This window comes from Burkholderia sp. JPY481 (assembly GCF_038900515.1).
In the GTDB taxonomy this organism is placed as follows: domain Bacteria; phylum Pseudomonadota; class Gammaproteobacteria; order Burkholderiales; family Burkholderiaceae; genus Paraburkholderia; species Paraburkholderia youngii.
In genome coordinates, this window is the sequence record NZ_JAYMRT010000003.1 from 418,336 (window position 1) to 442,059 (window position 23,724).

The 23,724-nt window shown below is 63.7% G+C and carries 26 protein-coding genes; 5 read left to right on the top strand and 21 right to left on the bottom strand.

From position 1 onward, the window contains the following. The first annotated feature begins 275 nt into the window (after nt 1-275). On the top strand, nt 276-2,273 hold the full coding sequence (locus tag VSR82_RS11295) for a PhoX family protein (protein ID WP_498857696.1): 1,998 nt from the start codon (nt 276-278) through the stop codon (nt 2,271-2,273). A gap of 520 nt (nt 2,274-2,793) precedes the next feature. Here VSR82_RS11295 and VSR82_RS11300 read toward each other — a convergent pair. The 8 genes from VSR82_RS11300 to tauA form a co-directional block, all read right to left on the bottom strand. Further along, the gene (locus VSR82_RS11300) at nt 2,794-3,108 is read right to left on the bottom strand and encodes a DUF4148 domain-containing protein (protein WP_410849817.1); all 315 of its coding nucleotides are present in this window, start codon (nt 3,106-3,108) and stop codon (nt 2,794-2,796) included. Between the two features lie 258 nt (nt 3,109-3,366). Continuing rightward, entirely contained in the window at nt 3,367-4,386 is a 1,020-nt protein-coding gene (locus VSR82_RS11305; protein ID WP_368586156.1) for a succinylglutamate desuccinylase/aspartoacylase family protein, read from the bottom strand. A gap of 40 nt (nt 4,387-4,426) precedes the next feature. Beyond that, nucleotides 4,427-5,161 (bottom strand): amino acid ABC transporter permease, encoded by a 735-nt coding sequence (locus VSR82_RS11310; RefSeq protein WP_429456981.1) that lies wholly within the window; start codon nt 5,159-5,161, stop codon nt 4,427-4,429. Next, nucleotides 5,161-5,904, bottom strand: a complete 744-nt coding sequence (locus VSR82_RS11315; protein WP_410849815.1) for an amino acid ABC transporter permease — start codon at nt 5,902-5,904, stop codon at nt 5,161-5,163. Before VSR82_RS11315 ends, VSR82_RS11310 begins: the two co-directional genes overlap by 1 nt. Nucleotides 5,905-5,993: 89 nt before the next feature. Beyond that, a complete protein-coding gene (locus VSR82_RS11320; protein WP_410849814.1) occupies nt 5,994-6,812 on the bottom strand; it encodes an ABC transporter substrate-binding protein in 819 nt (272 codons plus the stop codon). 148 nt (nt 6,813-6,960) lie between these two features. Continuing rightward, on the bottom strand, nt 6,961-7,845 hold the full coding sequence (locus VSR82_RS11325) for an ABC transporter permease subunit (RefSeq protein ID WP_429456978.1): 885 nt from the start codon (nt 7,843-7,845) through the stop codon (nt 6,961-6,963). Beyond that, a complete protein-coding gene (locus tag VSR82_RS11330; RefSeq protein WP_410849812.1) occupies nt 7,845-8,624 on the bottom strand; it encodes a taurine ABC transporter ATP-binding protein in 780 nt (259 codons plus the stop codon). The genes VSR82_RS11325 and VSR82_RS11330 overlap by 1 nt, the downstream gene beginning before the upstream one ends. Beyond that, on the bottom strand, nt 8,621-9,670 hold the full coding sequence (gene tauA, locus VSR82_RS11335; protein ID WP_368586150.1) for a taurine ABC transporter substrate-binding protein: 1,050 nt from the start codon (nt 9,668-9,670) through the stop codon (nt 8,621-8,623). The genes VSR82_RS11330 and tauA overlap by 4 nt, the downstream gene beginning before the upstream one ends. A gap of 234 nt (nt 9,671-9,904) precedes the next feature. On the opposite strand from tauA, the gene VSR82_RS11340 reads away from it, so the two are divergent. From VSR82_RS11340 to VSR82_RS11350, 3 genes are read left to right on the top strand one after another with little or no spacing between them, the layout of a single operon-like run. After that, nucleotides 9,905-10,975 carry an aliphatic sulfonate ABC transporter substrate-binding protein gene (locus tag VSR82_RS11340; RefSeq protein ID WP_368586149.1) on the top strand — a complete coding sequence of 357 codons (1,071 nt, stop codon included), beginning with the start codon at nt 9,905-9,907 and terminating at the stop codon, nt 10,973-10,975. Nucleotides 10,976-11,003: 28 nt separating this feature from the next. Next, complete coding sequence (locus VSR82_RS11345) at nt 11,004-11,867, top strand: ABC transporter permease (RefSeq protein ID WP_368586148.1); 864 nt, start codon at nt 11,004-11,006, stop codon at nt 11,865-11,867. Beyond that, complete coding sequence (locus tag VSR82_RS11350) at nt 11,864-12,601, top strand: ABC transporter ATP-binding protein (RefSeq protein WP_498857697.1); 738 nt, start codon at nt 11,864-11,866, stop codon at nt 12,599-12,601. Before VSR82_RS11345 ends, VSR82_RS11350 begins: the two co-directional genes overlap by 4 nt. A 19-nt stretch (nt 12,602-12,620) precedes the next feature. Here VSR82_RS11350 and VSR82_RS11355 read toward each other — a convergent pair whose 3' ends face one another. The 6 genes from VSR82_RS11355 to VSR82_RS11380 form a co-directional block, all read right to left on the bottom strand. Then, complete coding sequence (locus tag VSR82_RS11355; RefSeq protein ID WP_429456973.1) at nt 12,621-13,061, bottom strand: zinc-finger-containing protein; 441 nt, start codon at nt 13,059-13,061, stop codon at nt 12,621-12,623. A gap of 107 nt (nt 13,062-13,168) precedes the next feature. Next, nucleotides 13,169-13,846 (bottom strand): DJ-1/PfpI family protein, encoded by a 678-nt coding sequence (locus tag VSR82_RS11360; RefSeq protein WP_429456971.1) that lies wholly within the window; start codon nt 13,844-13,846, stop codon nt 13,169-13,171. Nucleotides 13,847-14,089: 243 nt separating this feature from the next. Beyond that, a complete protein-coding gene (locus VSR82_RS11365) occupies nt 14,090-14,560 on the bottom strand; it encodes an OmpA family protein (protein ID WP_410849808.1) in 471 nt (156 codons plus the stop codon). 4 nt (nt 14,561-14,564) lie between these two features. Beyond that, on the bottom strand, nt 14,565-15,293 hold the full coding sequence (locus VSR82_RS11370) for a M35 family metalloendopeptidase (protein WP_498857698.1): 729 nt from the start codon (nt 15,291-15,293) through the stop codon (nt 14,565-14,567). A 38-nt stretch (nt 15,294-15,331) separates the two neighbouring features. Next, nucleotides 15,332-15,754 carry a hypothetical protein gene (locus VSR82_RS11375; protein ID WP_429456967.1) on the bottom strand — a complete coding sequence of 141 codons (423 nt, stop codon included), beginning with the start codon at nt 15,752-15,754 and terminating at the stop codon, nt 15,332-15,334. 248 nt (nt 15,755-16,002) lie between these two features. Beyond that, entirely contained in the window at nt 16,003-16,293 is a 291-nt protein-coding gene (locus VSR82_RS11380; protein ID WP_429457769.1) for a phage baseplate assembly protein, read from the bottom strand. A 79-nt stretch (nt 16,294-16,372) separates the two neighbouring features. Here VSR82_RS11380 and VSR82_RS11385 point away from each other — a divergent pair, with 79 nt between their 5' ends. Next, nucleotides 16,373-17,347 carry a GlxA family transcriptional regulator gene (locus tag VSR82_RS11385; RefSeq protein ID WP_368586140.1) on the top strand — a complete coding sequence of 325 codons (975 nt, stop codon included), beginning with the start codon at nt 16,373-16,375 and terminating at the stop codon, nt 17,345-17,347. Nucleotides 17,348-17,379: 32 nt separating this feature from the next. Here VSR82_RS11385 and VSR82_RS11390 read toward each other — a convergent pair whose 3' ends face one another. The 7 genes from VSR82_RS11390 to VSR82_RS11420 form a co-directional block, all read right to left on the bottom strand. Then, nucleotides 17,380-17,919, bottom strand: a complete 540-nt coding sequence (locus VSR82_RS11390; RefSeq protein WP_498857699.1) for a hypothetical protein — start codon at nt 17,917-17,919, stop codon at nt 17,380-17,382. Nucleotides 17,920-18,240: 321 nt separating this feature from the next. After that, the gene (locus VSR82_RS11395) at nt 18,241-19,236 is read right to left on the bottom strand and encodes a vWA domain-containing protein (RefSeq protein WP_429456964.1); all 996 of its coding nucleotides are present in this window, start codon (nt 19,234-19,236) and stop codon (nt 18,241-18,243) included. Then, entirely contained in the window at nt 19,233-19,778 is a 546-nt protein-coding gene (locus VSR82_RS11400; protein WP_368586137.1) for a tetratricopeptide repeat protein, read from the bottom strand. The genes VSR82_RS11395 and VSR82_RS11400 overlap by 4 nt, the downstream gene beginning before the upstream one ends. After that, on the bottom strand, nt 19,775-20,761 hold the full coding sequence (locus VSR82_RS11405) for a vWA domain-containing protein (RefSeq protein ID WP_368586136.1): 987 nt from the start codon (nt 20,759-20,761) through the stop codon (nt 19,775-19,777). The genes VSR82_RS11400 and VSR82_RS11405 overlap by 4 nt, the downstream gene beginning before the upstream one ends. Beyond that, nucleotides 20,758-21,684: a calcium incorporation protein MxaA gene (locus tag VSR82_RS11410; protein ID WP_429456962.1), complete on the bottom strand. Its 927-nt coding sequence runs from the start codon at nt 21,682-21,684 to the stop codon at nt 20,758-20,760. Before VSR82_RS11410 ends, VSR82_RS11405 begins: the two co-directional genes overlap by 4 nt. Continuing rightward, nucleotides 21,681-22,592 carry a DUF58 domain-containing protein gene (locus tag VSR82_RS11415; RefSeq protein WP_410849803.1) on the bottom strand — a complete coding sequence of 304 codons (912 nt, stop codon included), beginning with the start codon at nt 22,590-22,592 and terminating at the stop codon, nt 21,681-21,683. The genes VSR82_RS11410 and VSR82_RS11415 overlap by 4 nt, the downstream gene beginning before the upstream one ends. 19 nt (nt 22,593-22,611) lie before the next feature. Then, complete coding sequence (locus VSR82_RS11420) at nt 22,612-23,634, bottom strand: AAA family ATPase (protein ID WP_368586133.1); 1,023 nt, start codon at nt 23,632-23,634, stop codon at nt 22,612-22,614. Nucleotides 23,635-23,724: the final 90 nt, after the last annotated feature.

Genomic DNA, 23,724 nt, shown 5'->3' on the forward strand with positions numbered 1-23,724 from the left:
CTGCGATCGCGACAAACGCGCTGCAATTGCGTAGCGCAACGCCCATGTCACGTCGAGATGCGTGCAAACGTACGCGCCAGCAATTCCGGCGACCTACGTCGGCACGCGGCGCGATCTCCGGTCGACACACCGTGACAGCACTTTGCCGAAAACATTACAAGCGGCTGTCAAATACGTTTCATATTCATTCCATAAAGTAACGCGTCAATCCGGCGCGCCATGGTCATCCCGATCCTGAGTCCCCGGTACACCCCACAACAAGGAACCAGGAGAACATGGTGCAATCATTCGACTACTCACGCCGCAGGGCTCTCAGGATCATCGCAGGCGCGCCGATGCTGCCCCTCGGCGCGTGTGCCGCGACGACCCTTCTCACGGGCTGCGGCGGGAGTAACGACCTCGCGGGGAGCAACACGCCCGCCGCCAGGGAAGCGACCTTCACGGCAGCGTCGTTCGCCGGGATGGCAGCGCCTACGCTCGCGAATCCTGCTGCGATGGCGGCGACCACGGTCGGATCGACGCTGACCACGCAGTACAGCGACGGCAGCAGCCGTACCTACAAACTCGCGTATCAGCCGTTCTTCGTGACGGGCGACACGGTAGCGAACACGACGGGCGGCGTGATCGTGGCGGGCGGCGTGATCGTGGCGGGCGGTTATTTCGACATCAACAACCAGCCGATCATGGACACGTCGGTACCGGCCAAGGAGCGCCAGTTTTTCTCCGACTGCCCGGACGGCACCTCGCTGATCCGGCTCGACAAGCCGGTGGTGAAGGGCATCAAGGGGAACGCGGTGTTCGCTGTGGTGCAGTTCGAATACGCGACGCGCGACCAGACGGAAACAGCCGCGGGCGACATGTACGGCAAGCTGCCGTCGCCGATTGCCGTGCTGACGCTCGATCAGGACCCGACGACCGGCAAGCTCACGCTGGTCAGCTATTCGAACATCGATACGTCGAGCGCGCATGGATTGTGGATCACGTGCGGCGCGAGCCTGTCGCCGTGGAATACGCATTTGTCGAGCGAAGAGTACGAACCGGATGCCGCGACCATCGCGACGAACACGCAGTTCCAGGCGTACAGCCTTAACCTGTACGGCAGCAAATCGGCGGCGCGGCCGTATCACTATGGCCATCTGCCGGAAGTGACCGTGCATCCTGACGGCACGGGTACGGTCAAGAAGCATTACTGCCTCGGCCGCATTTCGCATGAACTGATTCAGGTGATGCCCGACAAGCGCACCGTGCTGATGGGCGATGACGCGACCAACGGCGGCCTGTTCATGTTCATCGCGGACAAAGAAGCCGACCTGTCGGCGGGCACGCTGTATGTCGCGAAGTGGGCGCAACGCTCGTCGGCGGGTGCCGGCGCCGCTACGCTGACGTGGCTCAAAATCGGTCACGCGACCAGCGATGAAATCGAGGCGCTCGCCGATACGCTGACGATCACGGACATCATGGACATCGTCACCGACGAGAAGAACCCGCCTGCCGATCCGACGTTCACCCGGATTCACTTCGGCGGCAAATTCAACTGGGTCCGCCTGAAGCCTGGCATGGAGAAAGCCGCCGCATTTCTGGAGACGCACCGCTACGCCGCACTGCGCGGCGCGAGCATGGGCTTTACGAAACTCGAAGGGACGACGGTCAACGCGAAAGACAAGATCCTGTATTCGGCCATGTCGCAGATCACGGCGTCGATGGTGCGGGGCAATGACCATTCGACCGATATCGCGCTCGACAAGGGCATTTCATCGGGCGCCGTCTACGCGCTGAATATGAAGGGCGGGCAGCGCGATCTCGATGGCGCCGCGATCGACAGCGAATGGGTTCCCATCGATATGAGCGCGCCGGGTGAACTGGTTGGCGAAGATCTGGCGAGTGCGGACAGCCTCGGTAATACCGCGAATCCGGAGAAGATCGCGAATCCGGACAACCTGAAGTTCTCGGAAAAGCTGCGTACTCTGTTCATCGGTGAGGACAGCGGCATGCATGTCAACAATTTCCTGTGGGCATATAACGTCGACACGAAGGCGCTGTCGCGCGTGCTGTCGTGTCCGGCCGGGGCGGAGTCGACAGGATTGCATGCCGTCGATGAAATCAATGGCTGGACCTACATCATGAGCAATTTCCAACATGCGGGCGACTGGACTTCCCTGCATTCGAAAGTGCAGGCCACGCTCGATCCGCTCGTACGCGCGAACTACCGGAACCGCTTCGGCTCGGCGGTCGGTTATCTGACCGCGGACCCGACATCGATCAAACTGGTGTGACGGCAAGGATCACGGGGATACCATCCAGTTTTGTTATGAGGACCATTGATGTCGCTTTGAGCCAGTAGAAAGGCACGCATTGCAAGCGGTTCCGAGGGCTGTTCAAGATCGGGCTGTTCATTTCGTTGTTTCTGCTGTCGGTTCGCTGTGTCCCGCCAAACAATGTGTGGGCAGAAAGCGAGTCGAACGCATATTGGGCGGCTTCCGGTTGTCTCGGCGTGCGGGACCTCACGGACTTCTATTTCGTGGTCTGGGTGACGATCGAACTGATCGTGGCGGCGCTGGCGTATGCGGCGATCATGAAGCTATGGCGGTGGTATCGCACGAGGCAGTAAATGCAAGACCCGTTGCAGCCGTCTCTTTAACGTGCGTGAGCGCCAATGAACGCGGGATACAGACGTTAAACCCGACCTCGACGACGCCCCCTGGTCGTCGTCGATGCCGCGACGACGCAGAGCGCGGAGGGGCCCTGCGAAATCCGAAACCGTGCACACGCGCTCGAGCGCTCAGCACCGTCAAGTTACGGATGGTTGTACATCGCGTCCCAGTCAGCCTTCGACACTGCCGGCCGACCTTGGTCCGACGAACCGCTTGCGGCACCGCCGTAACCACCGTTTGTTGCAACTTGCTGCGCGGCGACCTTCGCTTCCGCGGCCTGGATCGCGTCGGGATAGTGCGCTTGATCCCCATCACCACCGCGATAACCCGCCTTCTGAAGCTGAACAAGTTCCGCGCGCACCTGGGCGCGGGTAATCGGGCCATTCGACTGGGCGAACGAGGCAACCGGCACTACGACTGCAACGGCAACTGCAACGGCTTGGATGAGGGACTTCATGATTCTCCATCGACTTTCGTTAGCGGTGCGACAACGTGTCTGCACCAACACCGAAAGTCTAGGAGCCTTCCGCCCGAGGGTTAACCCCTAGTATTCGAAGGCATTGTTCCAATTAGCAGCAGAATGCTGGCATCTTCGCGCGAATGCCCGCCCGGCGACGCGAAGCGGACTTTACGCGTGCAACTCGCTATCGCACGACCGCCAGGTGCGTGCCGCGCTCGAGACAGCGTCAAGCGATCCGAATGCGCCCCGCCCGCTTCAGCGGACCCATTCCTCCGCGAGATGAAATAGGCAATCCCCTCGCCTGACAAGCGCGGGCACCCGCTTGCATACGACTTCGCCATCGCTCGCGAAATGACAGGTCACCGGCGCTTTCAGCGGTGTGTCCGGGAAATGAATGCGCGCCGCGGGCTGCCCTGCGACCACCCGCTCGCCGAGTTCAACCAGCGGCTCAAAAAGACCGTTGTCGTACGCGTACACGTAGTGACGCGCGCCCGCGACGCGCAGGAAACGCGTGTCGGCAGGCGGCGCCTCCGGCACGAGTGGACCGCTCAATGCGCCGATCGCGCCGAGAAAGTGCAGCAGGCCGTGGCGGGCTTCGCGGAGCAACGCCGCATCGACGGTTCCGCCGCCGCCGAGCTCAGCGGTGATCGACAGCGCCCCTTGCCGGCGCGCAGCCGTCGCCGCATGCACCGGGTTTTCCGCATGCAAAAAGGCGTTCGGCAACCCGAAAGCGCGTAATGCGTGTTGCAGCCGCTCATTCTCCGCGTCGTCGCGCGGATCGATCGCGAGCATGTTGTTGCCACGATAAAGCAGCGAGCTGCCGCCGGAATGAAGATCGATCAGATAGTCCGCGCGCGCGAGCAACACATGCTCGATGTAATGCGCGATCACCTGCGTCGGAGAACCTTGCGGATCGCCCGGAAACGTGCGGTTGAGATTGCCGTCGTCGAGCGGCGACGTGCGAAGGCCCGCCTCGGCCGCCGGCGCATTCGCTTGCGGCAACAGGATCAGTTGACCGGCAACCTCAGCCGCGTCGATTTCGCGGATCAGCGTCGACACAAGGATCTGTCCTTCGTACTCGTCGCCGTGATTGCCCGCCATGATCAGCACGACGGGGCCCGCGCCGTTGCGTATCGAAGCGATCGGAATCGGCAGCCAGCCATACGCGGACCGATGCACGGAATGCGGCAGTCGCAGATAGCCCGCATGCTTGCCCTGAGCGTCCAGATCGATTTCACTGCGAATCGGGTTGCTCGGCGTAAGGGTTGAACTCATTGCTTCGCTCGCGCAAGTAACGGCCTTCTAGCCGTTGCGGCTAGACGCCAAACGGAAACTGCCATTTGATCTTCGTTTCGCCGTTCGCCGCATGACCCGAACGAAAGCGGCGCTTCAGCAACCACGTTGCACCGTACTGCAGCGTCGAACACAGCAGCAGATAAACGATGCCGACGAACACAAAGATCTGCACCGGATACACCATCAGCCGATTATTGACCTGATTGGCGAGAAACGTAAATTCGGGCACGCCGACGATATAAGCGAGCGATGTGTCCTTGATCAGCGTGACCCACTGATTGACGAACGACGGCATCATGATCCGTATCGCCTGCGGCAATTGCACGTATCGCAGCGCTTGCCAGCGCGTCATGCCGAGCGACGCCGCCGCTTGCGCCTGTCCCGCGCCGACCGCCGCGATGCCTGCCTGCACCGAATGCGACAGATACGCGCCACCGATCAGCGCGAGTGCGCAAACCACGGTGGCGAGGCCGGGCACGTCGATGTGCAGCAGTATCGGCATCAGGAAGAAGGTCCAGAAGATCAGCATCAGCACCGGGATCGCGCGAAAGAAGCCGACAAGGGCCGTGAGCGCCAGATGCGCGGCGCCGCGCGTCATCGACAATGCAATGCCGCCGGCGAGACCGACCAGAGCGGACAGCAACGCCGAGACGATCGACATCACGACCGTCAGCGCCGCGCCGCCGAGCGGCCCATCGGGGAACGTGCCGAGCAGCAGATAGCGCAGTGTCGGCAGCCATTCGAGCTCGCTCATCAATGCCCTCCCTGCAAAAGCCGCGCGTTGCCGCGCCGCGCACCGCCGCGTTTCCACACCAGCAACACCACTTCGATAACCGCGATGATCGCGATATAGAGCACCGTCGCCGCGCCGAATGCCTGAAACGTCTTGAAGGTTTCCGTATCGACCTGCCGCGATACATACGACAGTTCCGCGAGCCCGATCGTCATCGCCAGCGACGAGTTCTTCACGAGGTTCATGTATTGCCCGGCAAGAGGCGGTGTCGCGATGCGGATCGCCTGCGGGAGAATCACGTAACGGAACGCCGCGAGCGGCGTGAGCCCCAGCGCCGCGGCGGCCTGATGCTGCGCATCCTTGACGCCGCGCATACCCGCGCGAAATTCCTCGCCGACGAACGCGGTCGTATAGCAGGTAAGCCCGACCCAGCCCGCGACGAATTCGAACGACGGCCACGCAATCGTCCAGCCAAATAGCGACACCGTGTGCGACGCATTGAACCATTCCATCCACGGCTGCGGCAAAAGCGTCGCTGCACCGAAATACCAGAACAGCAATTGCACGAGCAACGGCGAATTGCGAAACGCCAGTATGTATAGCGCGGCCGCACGCGCGAGCATACCGTTGCGCGCATTACGCGCGAGCGCGAGCCCGAAACCGGCGAACGTCGCCGCCGCGCCCGCGCAGGCCGACAACATGAGCGTCATCAGAAAGCCATGCGCGATCCACCCAAGGTACTTCGGTTCCAGCCAACCGTTCATTCTGCCCTTCTACTCGAGCGCTTTCGTTGCGCAATGAAAAGCGGCCCGCCGTTTTCACACGGCAGGCCGGCTCTAAAGTTTCCGTCGGATCAGCTCTTCTGCGGATCGCCGATCTTGAACAGACGCGGCAACGGCGCGCGGCTCTCCGGTCCGAACCAGCGGTCGTAGATCTTCGCGGCGCTGCCGTTCGCTTCGAGGCCCTTCAGCGTATCGTCGACGACGTTCAACAGACGCGTCTCGCCCTTCGGCACGCCGACGCCTTCATAGTCGTTCGAAATCGTGAACGGCGGGATCTCGTAATTCGCCTTGTCGGGCACGTTCGCGAGCAGCGCGACGAGCTTCGGGCCGTCCTGCGTGATCGCCTGCACGTTGCCGGCGCGCAGCGCGGCGAACGCGAACGGCGTGTCGTCGTAGGCGACGATCGTCGCGTTGGGGAATTGCGCGCGCACCTGCTGTTCGTTCGTCGTGCCCTTGTCCGCACCCACGCGCAGGCTGTTCACCTGCTGCGGCGACGTCAGTACGCCCTTCTTTGCGATGAACTGCGTACCTGACGCGAAGTACGGCGTGCTGAAATCGACTTCCTTCTTACGCTCGTCGGTAATCGTGAAGTTCGCGAACACGAGGTCGACCTTGCCCGACTTCAGGAACGCGATGCGGTTCGCCGGATTGGTCGGCTGGATTTCGAGCTTCACGCCGAGCTTGTTTGCGACCGCCCGCGCATAGTCGACGTCGAGTCCGACGATCTGATTGGTCTTCGGATCGACGAAACCGAACGGGGCGTTGCTGTCGAAGGTGGCGACGCGCAGCACGCCCGCCTTCTTGATGTCGTCGAGACGATCGGCATGCGCTGTGCCGGAAATCGCGAGCAGCAACCCCATCACTGCTGCGCCAACGAATCTGATTTTCATGGTTAGGCCTTTGTTTTGGATGTTTTATGTACGACGTGATTCACGACTGCCTCACGACAACGACGCACTGACTGTAACAACGCGCATCGCAATGGCGAACCAACTAATCGTCACGAGCTAAGCGGCGATTCAGATATGCGGCAGGTGCTTACTGCTTGCCTTTCCACGGCACCAGCCTGCGTTCGAGCGCGCGCATGCCGAGATCGAACAGCCACGCGATCAGACCGATCAGCACGATCCCCATCACGACCACATCGGTGCGCAGGAAGCTCGACGCGTTGAGCACCATCTGACCGAGTCCGGCAGTGGCGGCGACCATTTCGGCCGCAACCAGCGTGGTCCAGCCGAAGCCGATCGCGATGCGCAGCCCGGTCAGGATTTCGGGCAACGCGGCGGGCAGCACCACGTGCAATACCACCTGGCGGAAATTCGCGCCGAGCGACCACGCCGCGTTGATTTGCTCGACGCTCGCGCTGCGCACGCCGGCACGCGCGGCCATCGCGATCGGCGCGAAACATGCGAGCCAGATCACGACGATCTTTGCGGTCTCGTCGATGCCGAACCAGATCACGACGAGCGGCAGATACGCGAGCGGCGGCAGCGGCCGGTAGAACTCCAGGGGCGGATCGAGCAGTCCGCGCGCGACGCGGCTCACGCCCATCAGAATGCCGACCGGTATCGCGGTGATGCTCGCGAGCGCGAACGCGCCGAACACGCGGATCGCGCTCCACAGCAGATGCTCCGACAACGGCAAGCCGCCCTGGATGCGACCGTGCCACGCATCGACGAACGCATGCCAGACCGCGTCCGGTGCGGGCAGGAACAGCGGTGGTAGCCAGTGCAGATGAGTCGCGGTCCACCACAGCAGCGCAAACACCGCGACGCAGGTCACACTGAGCCACGCGCTCGGGCCTTCACCCGGCATGCCGCGATAAGGTCTGCGGCCGTGCGCCGCGCCGCGTAGCCGGGTCGAGCGACGCGCTGTGTCAGGACGTGCCGGCGCGTGTTGTTGCGACGATTCGATCATGCTCATCAGGCGGCCTCACGCAATGTATCGTGCAGCCGCCGCGTCAGACGCTCGCGCCACTCGATGAAAGCCGGCGACGACTTGACCGCGCGTGCATCGCGAGTCGCCAGATATTCGCGTGCGAACGGCAGTTCATGGACTTCGGCGATGCGTCCGGGCCCCGGTGTCATCAGTACCAGACGCGTCGCGAGAAACAGCGCTTCCTCGACGCTGTGCGTGATGAAGAACACCGTCTTGTGGGTGCGCGCCCACACGTCGAGCACGAGTTCCTGCACCGTCTCGCGCGTCAGCGCATCGAGCGCGCCCATCGGCTCGTCCATCAGCAATATCTCAGGATCGCTCGCCAACGCGCGCGCAATACCCACGCGCTGCTGCATGCCGCCCGACAGCGCATGGATCTTCGCGTTCGCGTGCCGTTCGAGCCCGACGAGCGCCAGCGTGCGCCGCGCGATCTCGTGTCGCTGCGCACGCGCGATGCCGCGAAACCGCAAGCCGAGCGCGACGTTGTCGAGCACGTCGAGCCACGGCATCAGCGCATGCTTCTGAAACACGACGCCGCGCTCGGCACCGGGTCCGTCGATCGGCGTGCCGTTGAGCCGCACCTCGCCCTCGCTCGGATCGACGAACCCGGCGATGCAGTTGAGCAACGTGGTCTTGCCGCAACCCGACGCCCCGAGCGCGACCACGAACTCGCCGCGCTCGATGCGCAGATCGACACCCGCGAGTGCGGGCTCGCTCGCACCGGCGTAGCTCACGCGCAGTCCGCGGATGTCGAGCATGCTCATCGCGCGGCCTGCTGCGCGAAGCGCGGATTCACGGCCGCCGAGTAATCGGGCAACACGTTCTGGATCGTGCCCTGCGTCTTCAGGAACGCCGCCGTGGCCGCGAGCGATTGCGCCGCACCGGACTGTTTGCCGCCGCCGAGCCAGGTCGGCGACGCCTGCTCCGCGGCGCTCGGGAACGCGTACAGCGCGAGGCTCGCGGGCACGTCGGCCGGTGCCGCGCCCGACTCCTGCGCGACCGCCTGCACCTGCTGCGAAGCCGCGGTCCAGTCGGCCTTGTGATCGCGATACAGCGCGTCCGTATCGGCGAGCACCTTGACGAGACCCGCCATGAACGCCGCGTTGTCGCGCTCGAACTGCCGCGACGCGACAAAGCCGTCGAAGGTTGCCTTGCCGCTTCCCTTCGCGACTTCGCCCGACGTAATCAGCACCTTGCCATTCTGCTTGACCTTCGCGAGCACCGGGTCCCAGATGTAGGTCGCATCGATATTGCCGCGCTGCCAGGCGGCGGCGACTTCAGGCGGACGCAGGTTCAGGATCTTCACCGACGACGGATCGACCCCCGCCTGCTGCAACGCGACCAGCGCATGAAAATGCGACGTCGACACATACGGCACGCCGATCGTCTTGCCCTTCAGGTCGGTGATCTTCGTGACGCCCGAACCGTCGCGCGCGACCAGCGCTTCCGCGTCGTTGATGTTGTCGAGAATCCAGAACAGCGACAGGTCGACGCCTTGCGACAGACCCGCCGCGATCGGGCTCGATCCCGCCTCGCCCAACTGGATCGAGCCTGACGCCAGTGCGCGCACCACATCCGCGCCGCTGCCGAGCTTGCGATACGTGACCTTGTAGCCCGTCGCTTTTTCGACGGCGCCGGTGGCTTGCGCGTAACGCCACGGCACGACCATGTCCTGATAGCCGATCACGACTTCGCGGCTTTGCGCGTGCGCGGATGAAGCGAACGGCGAAAACGCGGCAATGCCGGCCGACGCCGCGACGAAGGCAGCGGCGCGCAGCGCACGCCGCAACTGACGGAGAGAGTGATTCATCGGAAGCCTTCGGGTTGATTTGAGATACGAAGAAGGCTCCGACTATAGGCATTTTCGACCGGCGCGGTTCCAACGAATCATGCATAGCTAATCACTGGAACGCAGCATTGCTTTTGCGTCGTGACTCTCCGCCATAGCGCCAAAACTGCTTTGATTCTGAGCATTTGTTGGTTCGCTCGCGCGACCGTCCTGGTTACATTGAACGACCACCACACGCGACCATAAGGACAATCGATGACACCGACCCGGGGCTTTTCATTCTTCACGACAGCGCGCAATGCAATCGAGCCCGGCGGCGAACGCAACCGCAGCAGACGCGGTTGGCTGAAAACGGCCGCGGCCGCGCTTGCACTCGGCATCTTCGGCGCAGCCCACACCGCCCACGCCGCGCCGCTCGACGAGCTGAAGCTCGACTATGCGTACTATTCGCCGGAAAGCCTCGTGATCAAGCGCAACGGCTGGCTCGAACAAGAGTTCGCCGCCGACCACACGCAAGTGAAGTGGGTGCTCAGCCTCGGCAGCAACCGCGCGCTCGAATACCTGAACAGCGGCGCGGTCGACATCGGCTCGACCGCGGGCCTCGCCGCCGTGCTCGGCAAGGCGAACGGCAATCCGATTCGCGCGGTGTACATCTATTCGCGGCCCGAGTGGACCGCCCTCGTCGTGCGCAAGGACTCGCCGATCAAAACCCTCGCCGATCTGAAGGGCAAGAAGATCGCGGCCACCAAGGGCACCGATCCGTTCCTGTTCACGTTGCGCGCGCTGCATACGGCGGGGCTGTCGCGCGACGATGTCGAGATCGTCAACCTGCAGCATCCCGATGGCCGCACCGCGCTCGCCAACGGCCAGGTGGACGCGTGGGCCGGGCTCGATCCGCACATGGCGGCCGCGCAGGTCGACGATGGCGCGCGGCTGTTGTATCGCAACGTCGACTTCAACACCTGGGGCTTCCTGAATGCGCGCGAGGACTTCATCCGCGACCATCAGGACGCGCTCGCGCGCGTGCTGAAGGTCTATGAAAAGGCCCGCGTCTGGATCGCCGCTCACCCTGACGACACCGCCAGGATCGTCGCGGAGGAATCCAAGGTTTCGCTGCCGGTCGCGAAACTGCAGTTGAGCCGCAACGACTTCAGCCAGCCTCAGCCTGGCGCCCGGCAGATTGCCGCGCTCAAAGCCGCTGCGCCGATCCTGGTCGACGAGCAACTCGTGAAGAGCGGCACCGATCTGAACGCGATCATCGATGCACTGGTCGACGCTAAAGTCGCGCAGCCGGTGATTGCGACGGCGAGCAACGGCACGAAATGAACCGCACGCACCAGACCCGAGCCTGCCGATGAGCACCGCGAAGAACTTCACGCTCGCACGGAGGGATTCGTCCTGCCCGTCGTGTAGCGAACTCGCCCAACCGCCGCGCGCGATCGACCCGTTACGACTGTGGCGCTATGCCGGTCTCGCGCTGCCGGTCGTGTTCCTGGCTGTCATCGAGCTGCTGGTGCGCGCGTCGATCCTGCCGATGCATCTGGTCCCCGCGCCGAGCGCGATCGCGCAGACGCTATGGGATCTCGGCGCGGCGCGGCTCGCGCGCCATATCGGCGCGAGCGTGATCCGCGTGTACGGCGGCTTTGCGATCGGCGCCGTGCTCGCGCTGCTGATCGGCGCGGCAATGGGCCTGAGCCGGCGCGTCGATGCGTTGCTCGACCCCATGTTTCAGGCCTTACGCGCAATTCCGTCGCTTGCGTGGGTGCCGATCCTGCTGCTATGGATGGGCATCGACGAAGCGCCGAAGATCACGCTGATCGCGATCGGCGCGTTTTTCCCCGTGCAGTTGAGCGTGGTGGCCGGCATTCACGGCGTCGACCGCAAGCTGATCGAATTCGGCGAGTTGAACCGGCTGAGCCGGCGCGCGCTGTTCACGCGCATATTGCTGCCCGCGTCGATGCCGCAGATTTTCACCGGGCTGCGCACGGGGCTCAGCCTCGCGTGGATGTTCATGGTGGCCGCTGAACTGATCGCGGCGACGCGCGGGCTCGGTTATCTGCTCAGCGATGGACGTGAAACCGGCCGGCCGGATCTGGTGTTCGGCGCGATCCTGCTGCTCGCGTTGCTCGGCAAACTGAGCGACGGCATGCTGAAAGCGATCGAGCTACGCGCGCTGTCGTGGCGCGATGCGCACCAGACGTCGGAGGCCGCGCGATGAATCGGGCACTTGCTCCGTTACTCGAAGTACGTGGACTGACGCGGCGCTTTGGCGAGCGCAACGTGTTCGACAAGGTATCGTTCGCGCTGTCGCGCGGCGAGATCGTCAGTCTGGTCGGTCCTAGCGGCTGCGGTAAAAGCACACTGCTGCGCGCGGTGGCGGGACTCGATCACGCAACCATGGGTACCGTGCTGATCGACGGCGTGCCTTTGCTCGCGCCGTCGCCGCGGGTCGGCATGATCTTTCAGGAACCGCGCCTGCTGCCATGGCTCAGCGTGGCCGACAACATCGCCTTTGCTGCGGGGCCACACGCGGGAGACGATCCGCGCGTCGATGCGCTGCTTGCCGAGGTGGGCCTCGCTGGCGTGCGCGACGCGCTGCCGAAGCAACTGTCCGGCGGCATGGCGCAGCGCGTCGCGCTCGCGCGCGGTCTGTTCAACGAACCTGAACTGCTGCTGCTCGACGAACCGTTCAGCGCCGTCGATGCGATCACGCGCGCGCGGCTGCAGCAGTTGCTGCTCGCGTTGAAGCATGCGCGCGGCACGACGGTGCTGCTCGTCACGCACGATCTCGACGAAGCGCTGAGTCTGTCCGATCGCGTGCTGCTGTTGTCCCCGGCGGGCGTTGGCAGCCCGAGCCGCATCGCGCGCGAACTGCCGATTGCGTTACAACGGCCGAGGAATCCGCGCGATGCGTCGTTGGATGCGCTGCGCGATGTTTTGCTGGAGATGTAGCGGCCTGCGGAAAGTCGCGCTATCGCGCACGCCGCGCTTCAACGAAAGCCTCGACATAACGCAGCGCCTGTTCGCACTGCTCGGGCGTGAACGCGTGAATGCTCGCCGGAACCGGATCGAAGCCGAGTTCGGTCGCGACCCACCGGATCGCTTTCGCGCGGGCTTCGAATGCGTTCACTCCATCGCGGCGCACCTTCGCGGCGACGAGCGGTTCGAGCGCGTCGTGCAGCTTGCTCTTCGACTCGCGCAACGCCGCGTCGGCGAGGCGGCCGAGCGGCAGGTTGTGCTTGCTGCGCGAATACACGCCGATCCACGCCTGACAGAGGGTGCAGATCCACAGCGGGCCTTGATCGCTGCGATACGGGTAGGACTCGTCGCCGTAACGCGCGAGCAAAGCACGATTGCCGCAGTAGTCGCATGACGGCTGCGGCAGTGCCTTGACGGGCTTGCCTACGCGCATGGGGAGTGCCCCTGGGACAATTTGCAGTACTTCATCGCATCAATCCGACTGGCGGAAACGGGTGGACCCTCACAGTTTAATGGAATGCCCGCACGCGCAAGCAAGGTTTAGCTTCTCTCTGCGATCTCCATCACGACGCGACGCCGCGCCGCCAGACTTTCCGCCGACCTCTGCCGAACCAGCTCCACCACCGCTTGCGGCGCCGACGCCGGATCGCCCGAGTCGAACGGCGGCGCGGGCGCATATTCGAGTTCGAGCTGGATCGCCTGCGCCTCTTCGACGCCCGCCAATTCGGCAGCCACAGTCAACCCGAAATCGATGCCAGCCGTCACGCCGCCGCCGGTAATCAGATTGCCGTCGCGGACTACACGCGCATGCGTCGGAATCGCGCCGAGCGGCTCCAGCAACGAGTGAAACGCCCAGTGAGTCGTCGCGCGCCGCCCGCGCAGCAATCCGGCCGCGCCCAGTAGCAATGCGCCGGTGCAGACCGACGTCACGTAGCGCGCGCTCGCGGCCTGCCGGCGAACGAAGTCGATCGTCTGCTCGTCTTGCAACAGCGCGGTCACGCCGCTCCCGCCTGGCACACAGATCACGTCGAGCGCCGGGCAGCTTTCGTACGTCGCGCTCGGCGTCAGCACGAGGCCGTTGCTCGACACCACCGGCTCCCGCGTCTTCCAGACCAGATGCATCGTGGCTTCCGGCAACGATGCGAGCACGTCATGCGGGCCGGTCAGATCGAGTTGCTGTACTTTCGGAAACACCAGAAAACCGATTTGGAGGCTCATAGGGATACCTTATCGAAGGAGGAATCGAAACACGCCATCTGTCATTTCTTCCAGCTGGACGGATCGATTCTATGCGCGTAGTGTTTGGCAAGACTGCCATCGGTCCCTTGATTTCTGCCACGCGTTGTCGTATGTCCAGCGCTTCCCGCTCAGTCGTGCTGTCCGCCTGACAAAGAACAACTGCGCACGATCTGCTGCACCGACGCGCCGAAGGTAAAAGCCCCGCCGAAGCGGGGCGAATTTCTATTTGACGGCCTTGCTCGTCGGCGTTATGCGGGGATCGTCGCATAGTCGTTCGCAGCCGCCCTTGCAAAGCGGCATGAGACCAACGCTTAGCTGTAGGTATCCCTTGAATCCGCTGTTGTCTTGCGGATAGGGCGACTCTTCCAGATGGGTGTCGACATATATATATTGCGACTTCACTCCAAGTTGAATTAGGAATTCTTTCAACTGTTGACCCCTCGACTTTGCTAATTCTTCTGCATTCTTTTCGCCGACGTAAGCGTTTGTGACGATTTGAGCCTGAATTTCAACGTCGGGCCATCGGCGCGCATTTGATACTAAGTCCACCATTTTAAGACGATAGGAATTAGGAATTCCCTGATAGTTAAGCGGAACACTTTCCGTAAAATCTTCCGAAATAGTACATGCAGCCGCCTGCTGAGAAGCGGCGAACCAAAAAGCCGAAAGGACGGCGAACGCGAATTTCTTCATGGGATCACCAGATCTTCTTTTGGTTGAATTCCGTTTGGGTATCGAAGTGCGCGATGTAGCATGCGATGCTATCTGCGTTCCTGCAAGCCCCCTCAGGATCGTTCTGAGCCCAGTAACCGACGCCCCGACCAAAACCATACATCACATCGTCTGAATTGAATGTATCGACATAGTGCGTGCACTCATGGATGATTACCTTCAATTGGCAATTTGCTGAGACTGCAACGGGTGGCAGCGTGCAAAAATGGGGATAAATTGCAATATATCGCCTTTGCGAATCTGGCTTGCACACAGCAGCATCGTTCGTGCCCCTATCGGGAACTATTGCACAGGAAAGCTGTACAACCTTCTGTTCGTCCCAACGAATTATTTTCTCAGGTTGCAGTTCTCGCATCGCGGCTGCAAGCCTTGGCAGACCGATATTCAATTTATCGCGGATATATTGATCGCTCCTGCCAAACCAGATTCCTGCGCGATCCTGTGCTGACATATCCCAACGTGCAATATCTGCAATGCGCTCCTTTATGAGAGTTAACGCTGCATCTCGTAAACGCATTATTAACCCTCTAAATTCTTTATTGCTCATATTTGGACAGATAGGCGTCGTATTGATTACGACATTGGATATTGACCCGGGAATGGCATTGGTAATGGCTGTGCCGACCTTTGTCCATTCTTCATTCTCGTCGGTCTTAAAGTATTGGCTATTCTTGGTCAGAAATTCATTTGTCATGTGTTCACCAGAGATAGAAGACTTACCTGGGTCCACTGCTATTGCCCGGCAACTTCGATGGAAACCTCACTTGCTTTATCTGTCGAAACACGCTGGGTCCGCCCTTGGGAATCGGTGACACCTTTCGCGATGACCCTCGAACCGACGCGGATCCTGTAACGCACCCCCGCCTGCCGCTTGCCGGTGGAGTCTCTTAGCTCGAACTGCTCGTTGAACCGTTTAGGGTCGCGTCCGCGACAGTTGCACGCCCATGCATAACCCAACGCTTCGGCCATGGCGTAGCCGGATTTCATCTTGCGAACCCTGTCAAACGGAAAGAACTCGCCGGTTTCGGCGTTCAGGGCCTGTGCGGACGGCATCGGCGGGAAGTTTGAGTAGATCGAATAGGTGATACGGCAAAGGTCGCATTCTTCCTCGACCGTCCAATCCGTCCCACTGCTTTGCTGTTTCAGTTGCTCCATTACTCTCCTCAACAGTTTTCAGGCGATTCCTGGCGAATTAATCATCGAAACGGATCACGGTCAACCGCATTAATTCGGGATAAGCCCGTTTTGACAACTATTTACGATGGTGTCAGTTATCTCGATTTCTATTGCATATTCCTGCTGGCGCGGGACAAAAAAAGGCGGCACTGAGCCGCCTTTATCGTCAGGGATCGAAACTGGTTAGTGTTGCGTCCATGAAGCATCCATAGCCGCCAGTTTCGCGTTTATGCCTTCCGTAGAGTCAGCGAGAAATCGCTGCCGCATCTTCCGGTGACAGTTGGCGCTATGTCGGCGGTAGCCATGTTCGCGAATTGGAACGAATCGAACTGCACGGCGCAGTCCGCCACGTCCTCGCACTTGCCGCGCCCCGATATGGACAGCGTGTGTGTCGTCGCACTCAACGACCCCGCAACGCGGTCAACGTAGCCGGTGACAACGGGGTCCGCGCCGATCTTCACGACGCAGGGGTCGCATTGAAGGAGAAGCCGAACTACGCCATCTGCCATTTCGTCCAGCTGGACGGATCGATTCTATGCGCGTAGTGTTTGGCAAAACTTCGATTGTCCCCTTGATTTCTGCCACCCATTCGCTCACATGTCCAGCGCTCTCCGCTCTATCGTGCTGCTCGCCTTCCCGAACATGCAACTGCTCGACGTGAGCGGTCCGCTGCAGGTATTTGCGTCCGCCAATGAGCTCGTCGCGCAGCGCGGGCTCGGCAAGCTCTACGCACCCCGCGTCGTGGCTGCCTCAGCCGGGCCCGTCATATCGTCGTCGGGACTCATGGTGCTTGCCGCATCACTGCGCTCGGTGAAGACGCCGCCCGATACGCTGATCGTTGCGGGCGGCCGGGGCGTTCGCCAGGCATCGGCCGATCAACGCCTGATCCGCTGGACGCAGCGCCACGCGCCGCATTGCAGACGCGTCGCGTCGGTCTGCTCGGGCGCGTTCCTGCTCGCCGAGGCGGGCTTGCTCGACGGCCGGCGCGTCGCCACGCATTGGGCGCGTTGCGACGAACTCGCGCAGGCCTATCCGCAACTGCAAGTCGAAGCCGATCCGATTTTCATTCGCGATGGCGATATCTGGACATCGGCGGGCGTCACCGCCGGCATCGACCTCGCGCTAGCGATGCTCGAAGAAGATCACGGCCGCGCGTTGGCGCTCGAGGTCGCACGCGAGCTCGTCGTGTTTCTGAAGCGGCCGGGTGGGCAGTCGCAATTCAGCGCGGCGCTGTCGCTGCAACATGCCGACGACCGTTTCGGCGAATTGCATGCATGGATGACGTCGCATCTCGCAGCCGACCTGTCAGTGCCCGCGCTCGCGCAACGGCTGCATATGAGCGAGCGCAGCTTCATGCGCCACTACAAGGCGCAGACGGGCCGCACGCCCGCGCGCGCGGTCGAGCAGCTACGCATCGAAGCGGCACAACGCTTGCTCAGCGAGACATCCTGGTCGATCAAACGGATCGCGGCGCGATGTGGATTCGGCAGCGAGGAAACGATGCGCTGCAGCTTCGTGCGTCAGCTGCGCGTGGCGCCGCAGGTGTATCGCGAGCGCTTTTCGTCGACGTGACGTGCGCGGCCCGGGAACCCGCGCGACATCACTCAGTAACGGCGTTTGACGATCAGCGTCGCGCCCGTATCGTGAGAATGCAGTATCGCGACGCGCGCGGTGCCGGAGAACACCCAGTTGTCGACCGTCAAGGACAAGCGTCGCTGCGGTGACTGGCCAATCGACAACACTGAACCGTTCATCTGAACGATGGATATTTGCGGCGCGGTAGATGGACCCATACGCAGAGAATTCGAAGCACTCTGCGCGGCAGCATTTGCGCCCGGTTCGGACAACGGTGCGAACGCCGGTCCGAACGACACCGGGGCTTTCGCGGTGCCGAGCTGGACATCGCGCGCAAGGTCCACGCTATAGTAATTCTCCATTTGCGCGTAGAACGGCTTGCCCCGATCCCCTTGATACTCCATCGCATAACGCTGCTGCCGCTGCTGCTCGAAGTAGCGCCGTGGCTCGGGAATGGGCGGCACGACTTCGACGGGCGACGCGACGATATTGGCGACAATCATCGCTTGCGGCACATCGCCGAAGGGGCCTCCCGCAAACGCGTAGCCGCTCATCAAGACGAGTACCACTCCGACAATCCTCTCGTTTTGGCACGTCATCGGCATGCCTCCATGAAGGAATTGAAACCTCACATGACACGGCGCGTCACTCGAACCGCGCGCCTGGCAGCGTCGCTTGCATTCAGACATTGTAGTCAGTGATTTGCGTACCGGTAGGTCAATGTGTGAGCTATCTCGCGCGTGTGGCGAAGACCGGCAAAAGCTTCTGGCGCAAGCGTCCCGAGTCGAACAATCCCGGCAACTCTTGCGAGGTTTGGCGAGCAACTAGGTGGTCAGATCGGATACCCGCATCTTCAACCGTTGCAGCGTCAACGGTCGCGCTCGCGGTAGTCAGTCGGCGCGTGTCGGCCGGCCATTGAATGCCGGCGCGATATGCAAAACGATTGTTTGAATGCGCTTTCGCCACGCGCGCGGCCATGCGAGAACGGCGTCGGGCATGAAGCGCGCGACGAGCAGCAGCAACGCGAGCAGCGCGGGACACCAGCGCAGATCGGTCGGCACGGGTTCGCGGCGGGCGAAGCGCGCTTCGACCAGCGCATCGCCGAACGACGTCGCGTTCAGCAGACGCCGGTAGTCGAGGCCCGTCTGCCGAGCCAGCGAAGCGAGGTACTCACCGCGCAATTCGGACAACTCCTCGTGCGATTGCGCCGCCACCCCGGAGCCGGGCGTAGGCGACGCCTGGATCACGTCGTCGGGCTGCCAGACGCCGATCCGGTTGCCGTTGGCATCGGTCTTCGGAATGGCCGCGGGCTGGTCGCCGCCGACGCCGATCAGCCAACCGCTGATCCGCGCCGCATTGATGCCTTCCATCAGCGGGCGCGACGCCAACAGCGGCGGCGCCTCCTGCCCATCGGTGACGAACGCGATGGCCGCGCCGCCGCCGACGTCCTTCGCGACGCGCACGGCCGAATATACACCGCCTTCGGCAATGCGGCTCCAGTTGGTCCAGCGCATGCGCCCGTCGATACCGTCGAGCGACACCAGCAGCGCGTCGTAGTTGCCGCAGACTTCGACCGGCGCCATCAGCAGCAACACCCGCTGCCCGGTGAACACGCTCCAGCCGACCTTCGAGCCGCACGGCAAACGCTCGAGCGCATCGCGCATCGCGGCCTGCGCAAACTTGAGCCGGCTGACCGGGGCGCCGTCGAGCACCACGTCCTCGACATCCATGCTTTGCGTGATGTCGAACGTGACGATGTAGTTAAACGTGTGGCGCGGCAACGTGACGTCCGGCATCGCGACCGCCGCGATCAAAGCGACGAGCGCGAGCGGCGTCAACGCGTGACGCCATTTTGCGAAGCCACGCTCGCGCTGAACGCCGCTCATGGCAGGTCCTGGCTGCGCGCGTCGCGCACTGTGACGTTGTGCTGCTCTTTCACGTCGGGTCCGGCGAGCGCGGACGGCGTTTCCGGCGCGAGCCACAGCGCGCGCTCGAGGTTGTAGCGCGCGTCCCAATCGTCGGGCGCCGCGCGCAGCGCGAGCCGGTAGCGCGCCTTGGCCTCGCCGATCATCGCCAGAGACCTGACCGTCTGCGCGTCGTCACCGCTGCCTTCGCGCAGGTACAGGTTGCCGAGATCGAACAGCGCCGCGCGGCCGACTTCGTCAGGCGGGCTGCCCTCGGGGAGCAGACCGTTATAGAGCCGCGCCGCCGCGTCGTAGGAGCCCGCTTTCGACAGCGCTATCGCACGGGCCAGTTGAACCTCGCGCGCGTCGCCGCCGGCTTGCTGGTCACGCGCGGCGGCGTTCGTCGCGACAATGGCCTGATTGACGCGCTCCGCGTGCTGCAGACGAACGAAGCCATACGCGGCCCACGCGGCGCAACAGATCGCCACGGTGCCGAACAGCGTGTGGATCAGCGTGCGCTTCATGCCCAGCTCCTCACCTGCAACCGGTGCAACAGCACCAGCAGCGCCGCACAGAACAGCGCGAGCGCGAAACAGTACGGACTCAGATCCTGGCGAGGCAGACGCTCGACGAACGTCGTCGTTGCGTTCTGCTGCCGGTTGATCTCCGCGATCGCCGCCATCATCGCCTTCGGGTCTTCGGCCTGAAACAGCCTGTAAGGCGTCTTCAAAGTCAGAAAGAAGCGATGCAGCTGCGCTTCGGCCGAGCTTCCGCTGGCCGGCTGCGCCGCGTTCAGATCGGGACTGAAGACGCTGCTGCGCAGGTAGATGAAGTACAGCGCGATCCGGTTGCGTCGCAGTCCCTCTTCGATGCGCCGTTGCATCGTTTCGTCGAGCAACGCGCCGCCGTCGGAGACGAGCACGATCGCGCGGCGGCCCGACGACAAGCGCCCATCGAACTGCGCGATCGCCGCGAGCATGCCGCGATCGAGCTCGGTGTCCGGCATGCCGCGGCCGATCGCCGTGGCCGCGACCGCGGCCTCGATCACGCGATGGTTGTAGGTGAACGGCATCGCCAGCACGGGGTTGGTGCCGAACATCATGAACGCGAGGCGGTCGTTCGGCCGCTGCTCGACGAAGCGCGTCAGCGCCTCGCGCGCCACGTGGTTCTTGGAGTCGCCGCGCGGCGCCTCGACGCCCTTGCTGCCCATCGGCTCGTCCATGCTCTGGCTGCGGTCCATCAGGATCAGGATCTGTGCGCCGCTGCCGGTGCGCAGCACCTGCAACTGCGAGCGCCCCGGCCCAGCCAGCCCGACGACGATCGCCGCGATCGCCAGCGCCGCGCCACCGCGGACGAGCCAGCCCGCCATGCGCCCGAGGTCGTCAGCGGGCAGCCATGCGACGTTCGAAAACACCAGCGTGTCGCTGCGCCGCCGCAGCAGCGGCAGAGCGGCGAGCGGCAGCAGCACCAGCATCCACGGAAGGGCGAAATCGAGGCTCATGGTCATCGCTGATGGCGCCTCTCCGCTCGATACAGCGCACGGCACAGCGCGTGCAGCGAAAGCTCGCCGGCATTCTCGACGGCATGCGGCGCCGGCGTGAAAAAGCGCTCGGCCGAGGTCCGATAGAAACGTTCGAGCTGCGCGCGCAGCGGTTGCAGATACGGCGCACGCGCGAGCAACGCGGATAGCGAAGCCGCATGCACGACCTGGCCGGCGGTTTCGTTCAGCGCGCGATGCAGGCAGACCCACGCATCGTTCGATGAAGCAGCGGGCGTCTCCGGCAGCCGTTGCATCTGCCGCCACGCCCGCGCGAACGGCAGCCGCGCCGCCTCGCGCCGGTTGCGCGCCCACCACCAGCTCGCCCACACGAGCAGCGTCGCGAGCAGCAGGCCGAGCGCCCACGCGATCTGCCGGCGCCAGCCGGACGTGGCCAGCATCGGCGCCTGCCGGTCGGGCCGCAGCGGCTGCAAGTCCCCCGCGGCGAACACGGTTTGCGGCGTCAGCGGGCCGATGCTCGCCGGCCATTCGGCGACCTGCAGCTGCGTGCCCGCCGCGGACGTCAGCGTCAACGCGGGCAACGTGATCTGCGTGAGCGTCTGCGGCGCATTGACGACCTGATAGCCGATCACCATCCACTTGCGGCCGTTCGCATCGGTTTCGAGCGTCACGGGCCGGCGTTCGAGCCACACGCCCGTGCGTCCGACCGAAGGCGGCGTGACCGCGCCGATGTCGCGACCGTCGGCCTCCAGCAGCACGCGCTGCGTCAGCACATCGCCAAGCACATAGCCGAACGCGCGCGGCTCCTGAACGTGCGCGGCCACCTCGGCGGCGCTGGCCGTCGCGCAAGCGGCGCCGCCGCATAGCGACGCGATCAGCACGCGCAGCGCGGCCCGACGCGCACAGCCACCGCGCAGCCCGCGCGCGCTCATACCGTCAGCTCCAGAAAGTAGCGCGACATCGCTTCCGGATCGAACGCGCCTTCGACAAAGAACGGCCGGATGCCGCGCGCGCCGAACACCGCGGCGAGTTCGTCGCGACGGCGCGCGACGCCTTCGCGCCAGCGCTCGCGCACGCCGCGCGATAGCCACACGCGACGCTCCTCGCCGGACTCCGCATCGTTGACGGCCAGCAGCGACGCGTGCTGCGGCGGCGTGGTCTCGGCCGCGTCCCATACGACCATCGGCACCACGCACGCATGCACCAGCATGTCGAGCACCGGCGACAGTCGCGCGAGCGGCCAGTGGAAATCGGACACCACGAACACGAGCGCCTGGCGTCCGGCGATACGGATCGCGCAACGCCGCAATCCTTCGACGGCTCCGCGTTCAGCGTGACGATCGGCTTGACGTTCAGCCTGATCATTCGCCTGACGAGAAGCCGTATCACTCAGGCCTTCGCGCAGCATGCTCGCGAGCAGCGAACCGGTGCCCCGTCCCGTGCGCGCCGGCATGAACAGATCGTCGCGTTCGCCGCTATCGAAGGCCAGCATGCCGAGCCGGTCGCCGACCCGGAACGCGCTATGGCCGAGCGCTTCGACGAAATCAGCGACGACCTGCAGCTTGGTCTTATGGGTGCCGAATTGCATCGACGCCGACACGTCGACGATCACGAACACCGACACCGCGACGCGCTGCAAATGCACGCGCACGAGCCACTCGTCGCGCGCCGCGCGCAAGCTCGCGCGCAGATCGAGCCGGCGCGGGTCCGGATAGTCGAACAGCCGGCCGTGCATCGCGAACTGCTGGCCCGAGCCGAAGCTCGAGCCCGGATGCGAGCCGGGCCGCGCACCGGCCGCGCGCATCGGCAGACGATAGTGGAATTCAGCGGTGCCGTTCATCGTGTAGGCGCGCCGGCGTTCAGCGAGGCACGGCGACGTTCGCGACGATCCGCGCGATCAGCGCCTCGGCCAGCTCCTGGCGGCGCAGCTCGTAAATCGGCGTGAAGAACACGCGATGACCCAGCGCCGGCAGCAGCACTTCGTGGATGTCCTCCGGAAGCAGATGCGTGCGTCCGGCGAGCCACGCGACCACGCGCGCCGCGCGCAACAGCGCGCTCATGCCGCGCGGACTCGCGCCGGCGAGAATCAGCTGCTCCATGTCGACGCCATCGAGCGCGATGCCGAAGCGCGCCGGCGTTTCCGTCGCCTGCCAGATGTCGTGCACATAGCGCTCGATCGTCTCGCTCGCCTGCACGCCCTGCTGGATCGCCGCGCCGATCCGGTTCAACTGTTCCCACGGCACGATCGACGGTGTCAGTTGCGCGAGCAGGCTGTCGACGTCATGGAACCTCGTGTCGAACACGAGGCTGCGCCGCGCCTCCTCGTCGGTCGGCGTCGGCATGTTCAGCTCGAACAGGAAGCGGTCGCGCGCCGCCGACGCGAGCTCGAAGGTCTCTTCCTTCTCGACCTTGTTGCGGTCGGCGTACACGGTCATGTGCGGAAAGCGATGCTCGCGGCCGAACGCCCACACGGAACGCTCGGCCATCGCGCGCAGCAGCAGCGATTGCACCTGCGGGCGCGCGCGATTGATCTCGTTGAAAAAGAAGGTGGTCAGCTGCTCGCCGTGGCGCAGCAGCGGGCCCGGCTCGATGCGCGGCTTGCCGTCGGCGTCGACATAGGTGTGATAGACGAGGTCGCCCGGCATCAGATCGATCGTGCCTTCGACGCGCTCGAAATCGCCGCCCACCACGCGCGCGAACGCCCGCAACACGGTCGTCTTGCCCACCCCGACGCCGCCTTCGAGCAGCACGTGGCCGCGTGCGAACAGCGCGACGTTGATGAGCCTCAGCGTTTGCTGCTGACCGACGACGACTCGCGCCACTTCGTTTTCGATCTGCTGGGCGTGAGAACGCCAGTCCTGAAGCTGCTCGCCAGAAACCATCGCTGCGATCCCCTTCCGTGGTGGCTGGCGTTTATTTGCGCGACGCCCGAACGTCGACGCGCTTCAAGACTCGCCAGCCTTCAGTTCAAG

Bases quoted from the DNA above. Each gene is read 5' to 3' on its own strand.
- VSR82_RS11295 (WP_498857696.1), top strand. From the start codon at position 276: ATGGTGCAATCATTCGACTACTCACGCCGCAGGGCTCTCAGGATCATC.
- VSR82_RS11300 (WP_410849817.1), bottom strand. From the start codon at position 3,108: ATGAAGTCCCTCATCCAAGCCGTTGCAGTTGCCGTTGCAGTCGTAGTG.
- VSR82_RS11305 (WP_368586156.1), bottom strand. From the start codon at position 4,386: ATGAGTTCAACCCTTACGCCGAGCAACCCGATTCGCAGTGAAATCGAT.
- VSR82_RS11310 (WP_429456981.1), bottom strand. From the start codon at position 5,161: ATGAGCGAGCTCGAATGGCTGCCGACACTGCGCTATCTGCTGCTCGGC.
- VSR82_RS11315 (WP_410849815.1), bottom strand. From the start codon at position 5,904: ATGAACGGTTGGCTGGAACCGAAGTACCTTGGGTGGATCGCGCATGGC.
- VSR82_RS11320 (WP_410849814.1), bottom strand. From the start codon at position 6,812: ATGAAAATCAGATTCGTTGGCGCAGCAGTGATGGGGTTGCTGCTCGCG.
- VSR82_RS11325 (WP_429456978.1), bottom strand. From the start codon at position 7,845: ATGAGCATGATCGAATCGTCGCAACAACACGCGCCGGCACGTCCTGAC.
- VSR82_RS11330 (WP_410849812.1), bottom strand. From the start codon at position 8,624: ATGAGCATGCTCGACATCCGCGGACTGCGCGTGAGCTACGCCGGTGCG.
- tauA (WP_368586150.1), bottom strand. From the start codon at position 9,670: ATGAATCACTCTCTCCGTCAGTTGCGGCGTGCGCTGCGCGCCGCTGCC.
- VSR82_RS11340 (WP_368586149.1), top strand. From the start codon at position 9,905: ATGACACCGACCCGGGGCTTTTCATTCTTCACGACAGCGCGCAATGCA.
- VSR82_RS11345 (WP_368586148.1), top strand. From the start codon at position 11,004: ATGAGCACCGCGAAGAACTTCACGCTCGCACGGAGGGATTCGTCCTGC.
- VSR82_RS11350 (WP_498857697.1), top strand. From the start codon at position 11,864: ATGAATCGGGCACTTGCTCCGTTACTCGAAGTACGTGGACTGACGCGG.
- VSR82_RS11355 (WP_429456973.1), bottom strand. From the start codon at position 13,061: ATGCGCGTAGGCAAGCCCGTCAAGGCACTGCCGCAGCCGTCATGCGAC.
- VSR82_RS11360 (WP_429456971.1), bottom strand. From the start codon at position 13,846: ATGAGCCTCCAAATCGGTTTTCTGGTGTTTCCGAAAGTACAGCAACTC.
- VSR82_RS11365 (WP_410849808.1), bottom strand. From the start codon at position 14,560: ATGAAGAAATTCGCGTTCGCCGTCCTTTCGGCTTTTTGGTTCGCCGCT.
- VSR82_RS11370 (WP_498857698.1), bottom strand. From the start codon at position 15,293: ATGACAAATGAATTTCTGACCAAGAATAGCCAATACTTTAAGACCGAC.
- VSR82_RS11375 (WP_429456967.1), bottom strand. From the start codon at position 15,754: ATGGAGCAACTGAAACAGCAAAGCAGTGGGACGGATTGGACGGTCGAG.
- VSR82_RS11385 (WP_368586140.1), top strand. From the start codon at position 16,373: ATGTCCAGCGCTCTCCGCTCTATCGTGCTGCTCGCCTTCCCGAACATG.
- VSR82_RS11395 (WP_429456964.1), bottom strand. From the start codon at position 19,236: ATGAGCGGCGTTCAGCGCGAGCGTGGCTTCGCAAAATGGCGTCACGCG.
- VSR82_RS11400 (WP_368586137.1), bottom strand. From the start codon at position 19,778: ATGAAGCGCACGCTGATCCACACGCTGTTCGGCACCGTGGCGATCTGT.
- VSR82_RS11405 (WP_368586136.1), bottom strand. From the start codon at position 20,761: ATGACCATGAGCCTCGATTTCGCCCTTCCGTGGATGCTGGTGCTGCTG.
- VSR82_RS11410 (WP_429456962.1), bottom strand. From the start codon at position 21,684: ATGAGCGCGCGCGGGCTGCGCGGTGGCTGTGCGCGTCGGGCCGCGCTG.
- VSR82_RS11415 (WP_410849803.1), bottom strand. From the start codon at position 22,592: ATGAACGGCACCGCTGAATTCCACTATCGTCTGCCGATGCGCGCGGCC.
- VSR82_RS11420 (WP_368586133.1), bottom strand. From the start codon at position 23,634: ATGGTTTCTGGCGAGCAGCTTCAGGACTGGCGTTCTCACGCCCAGCAG.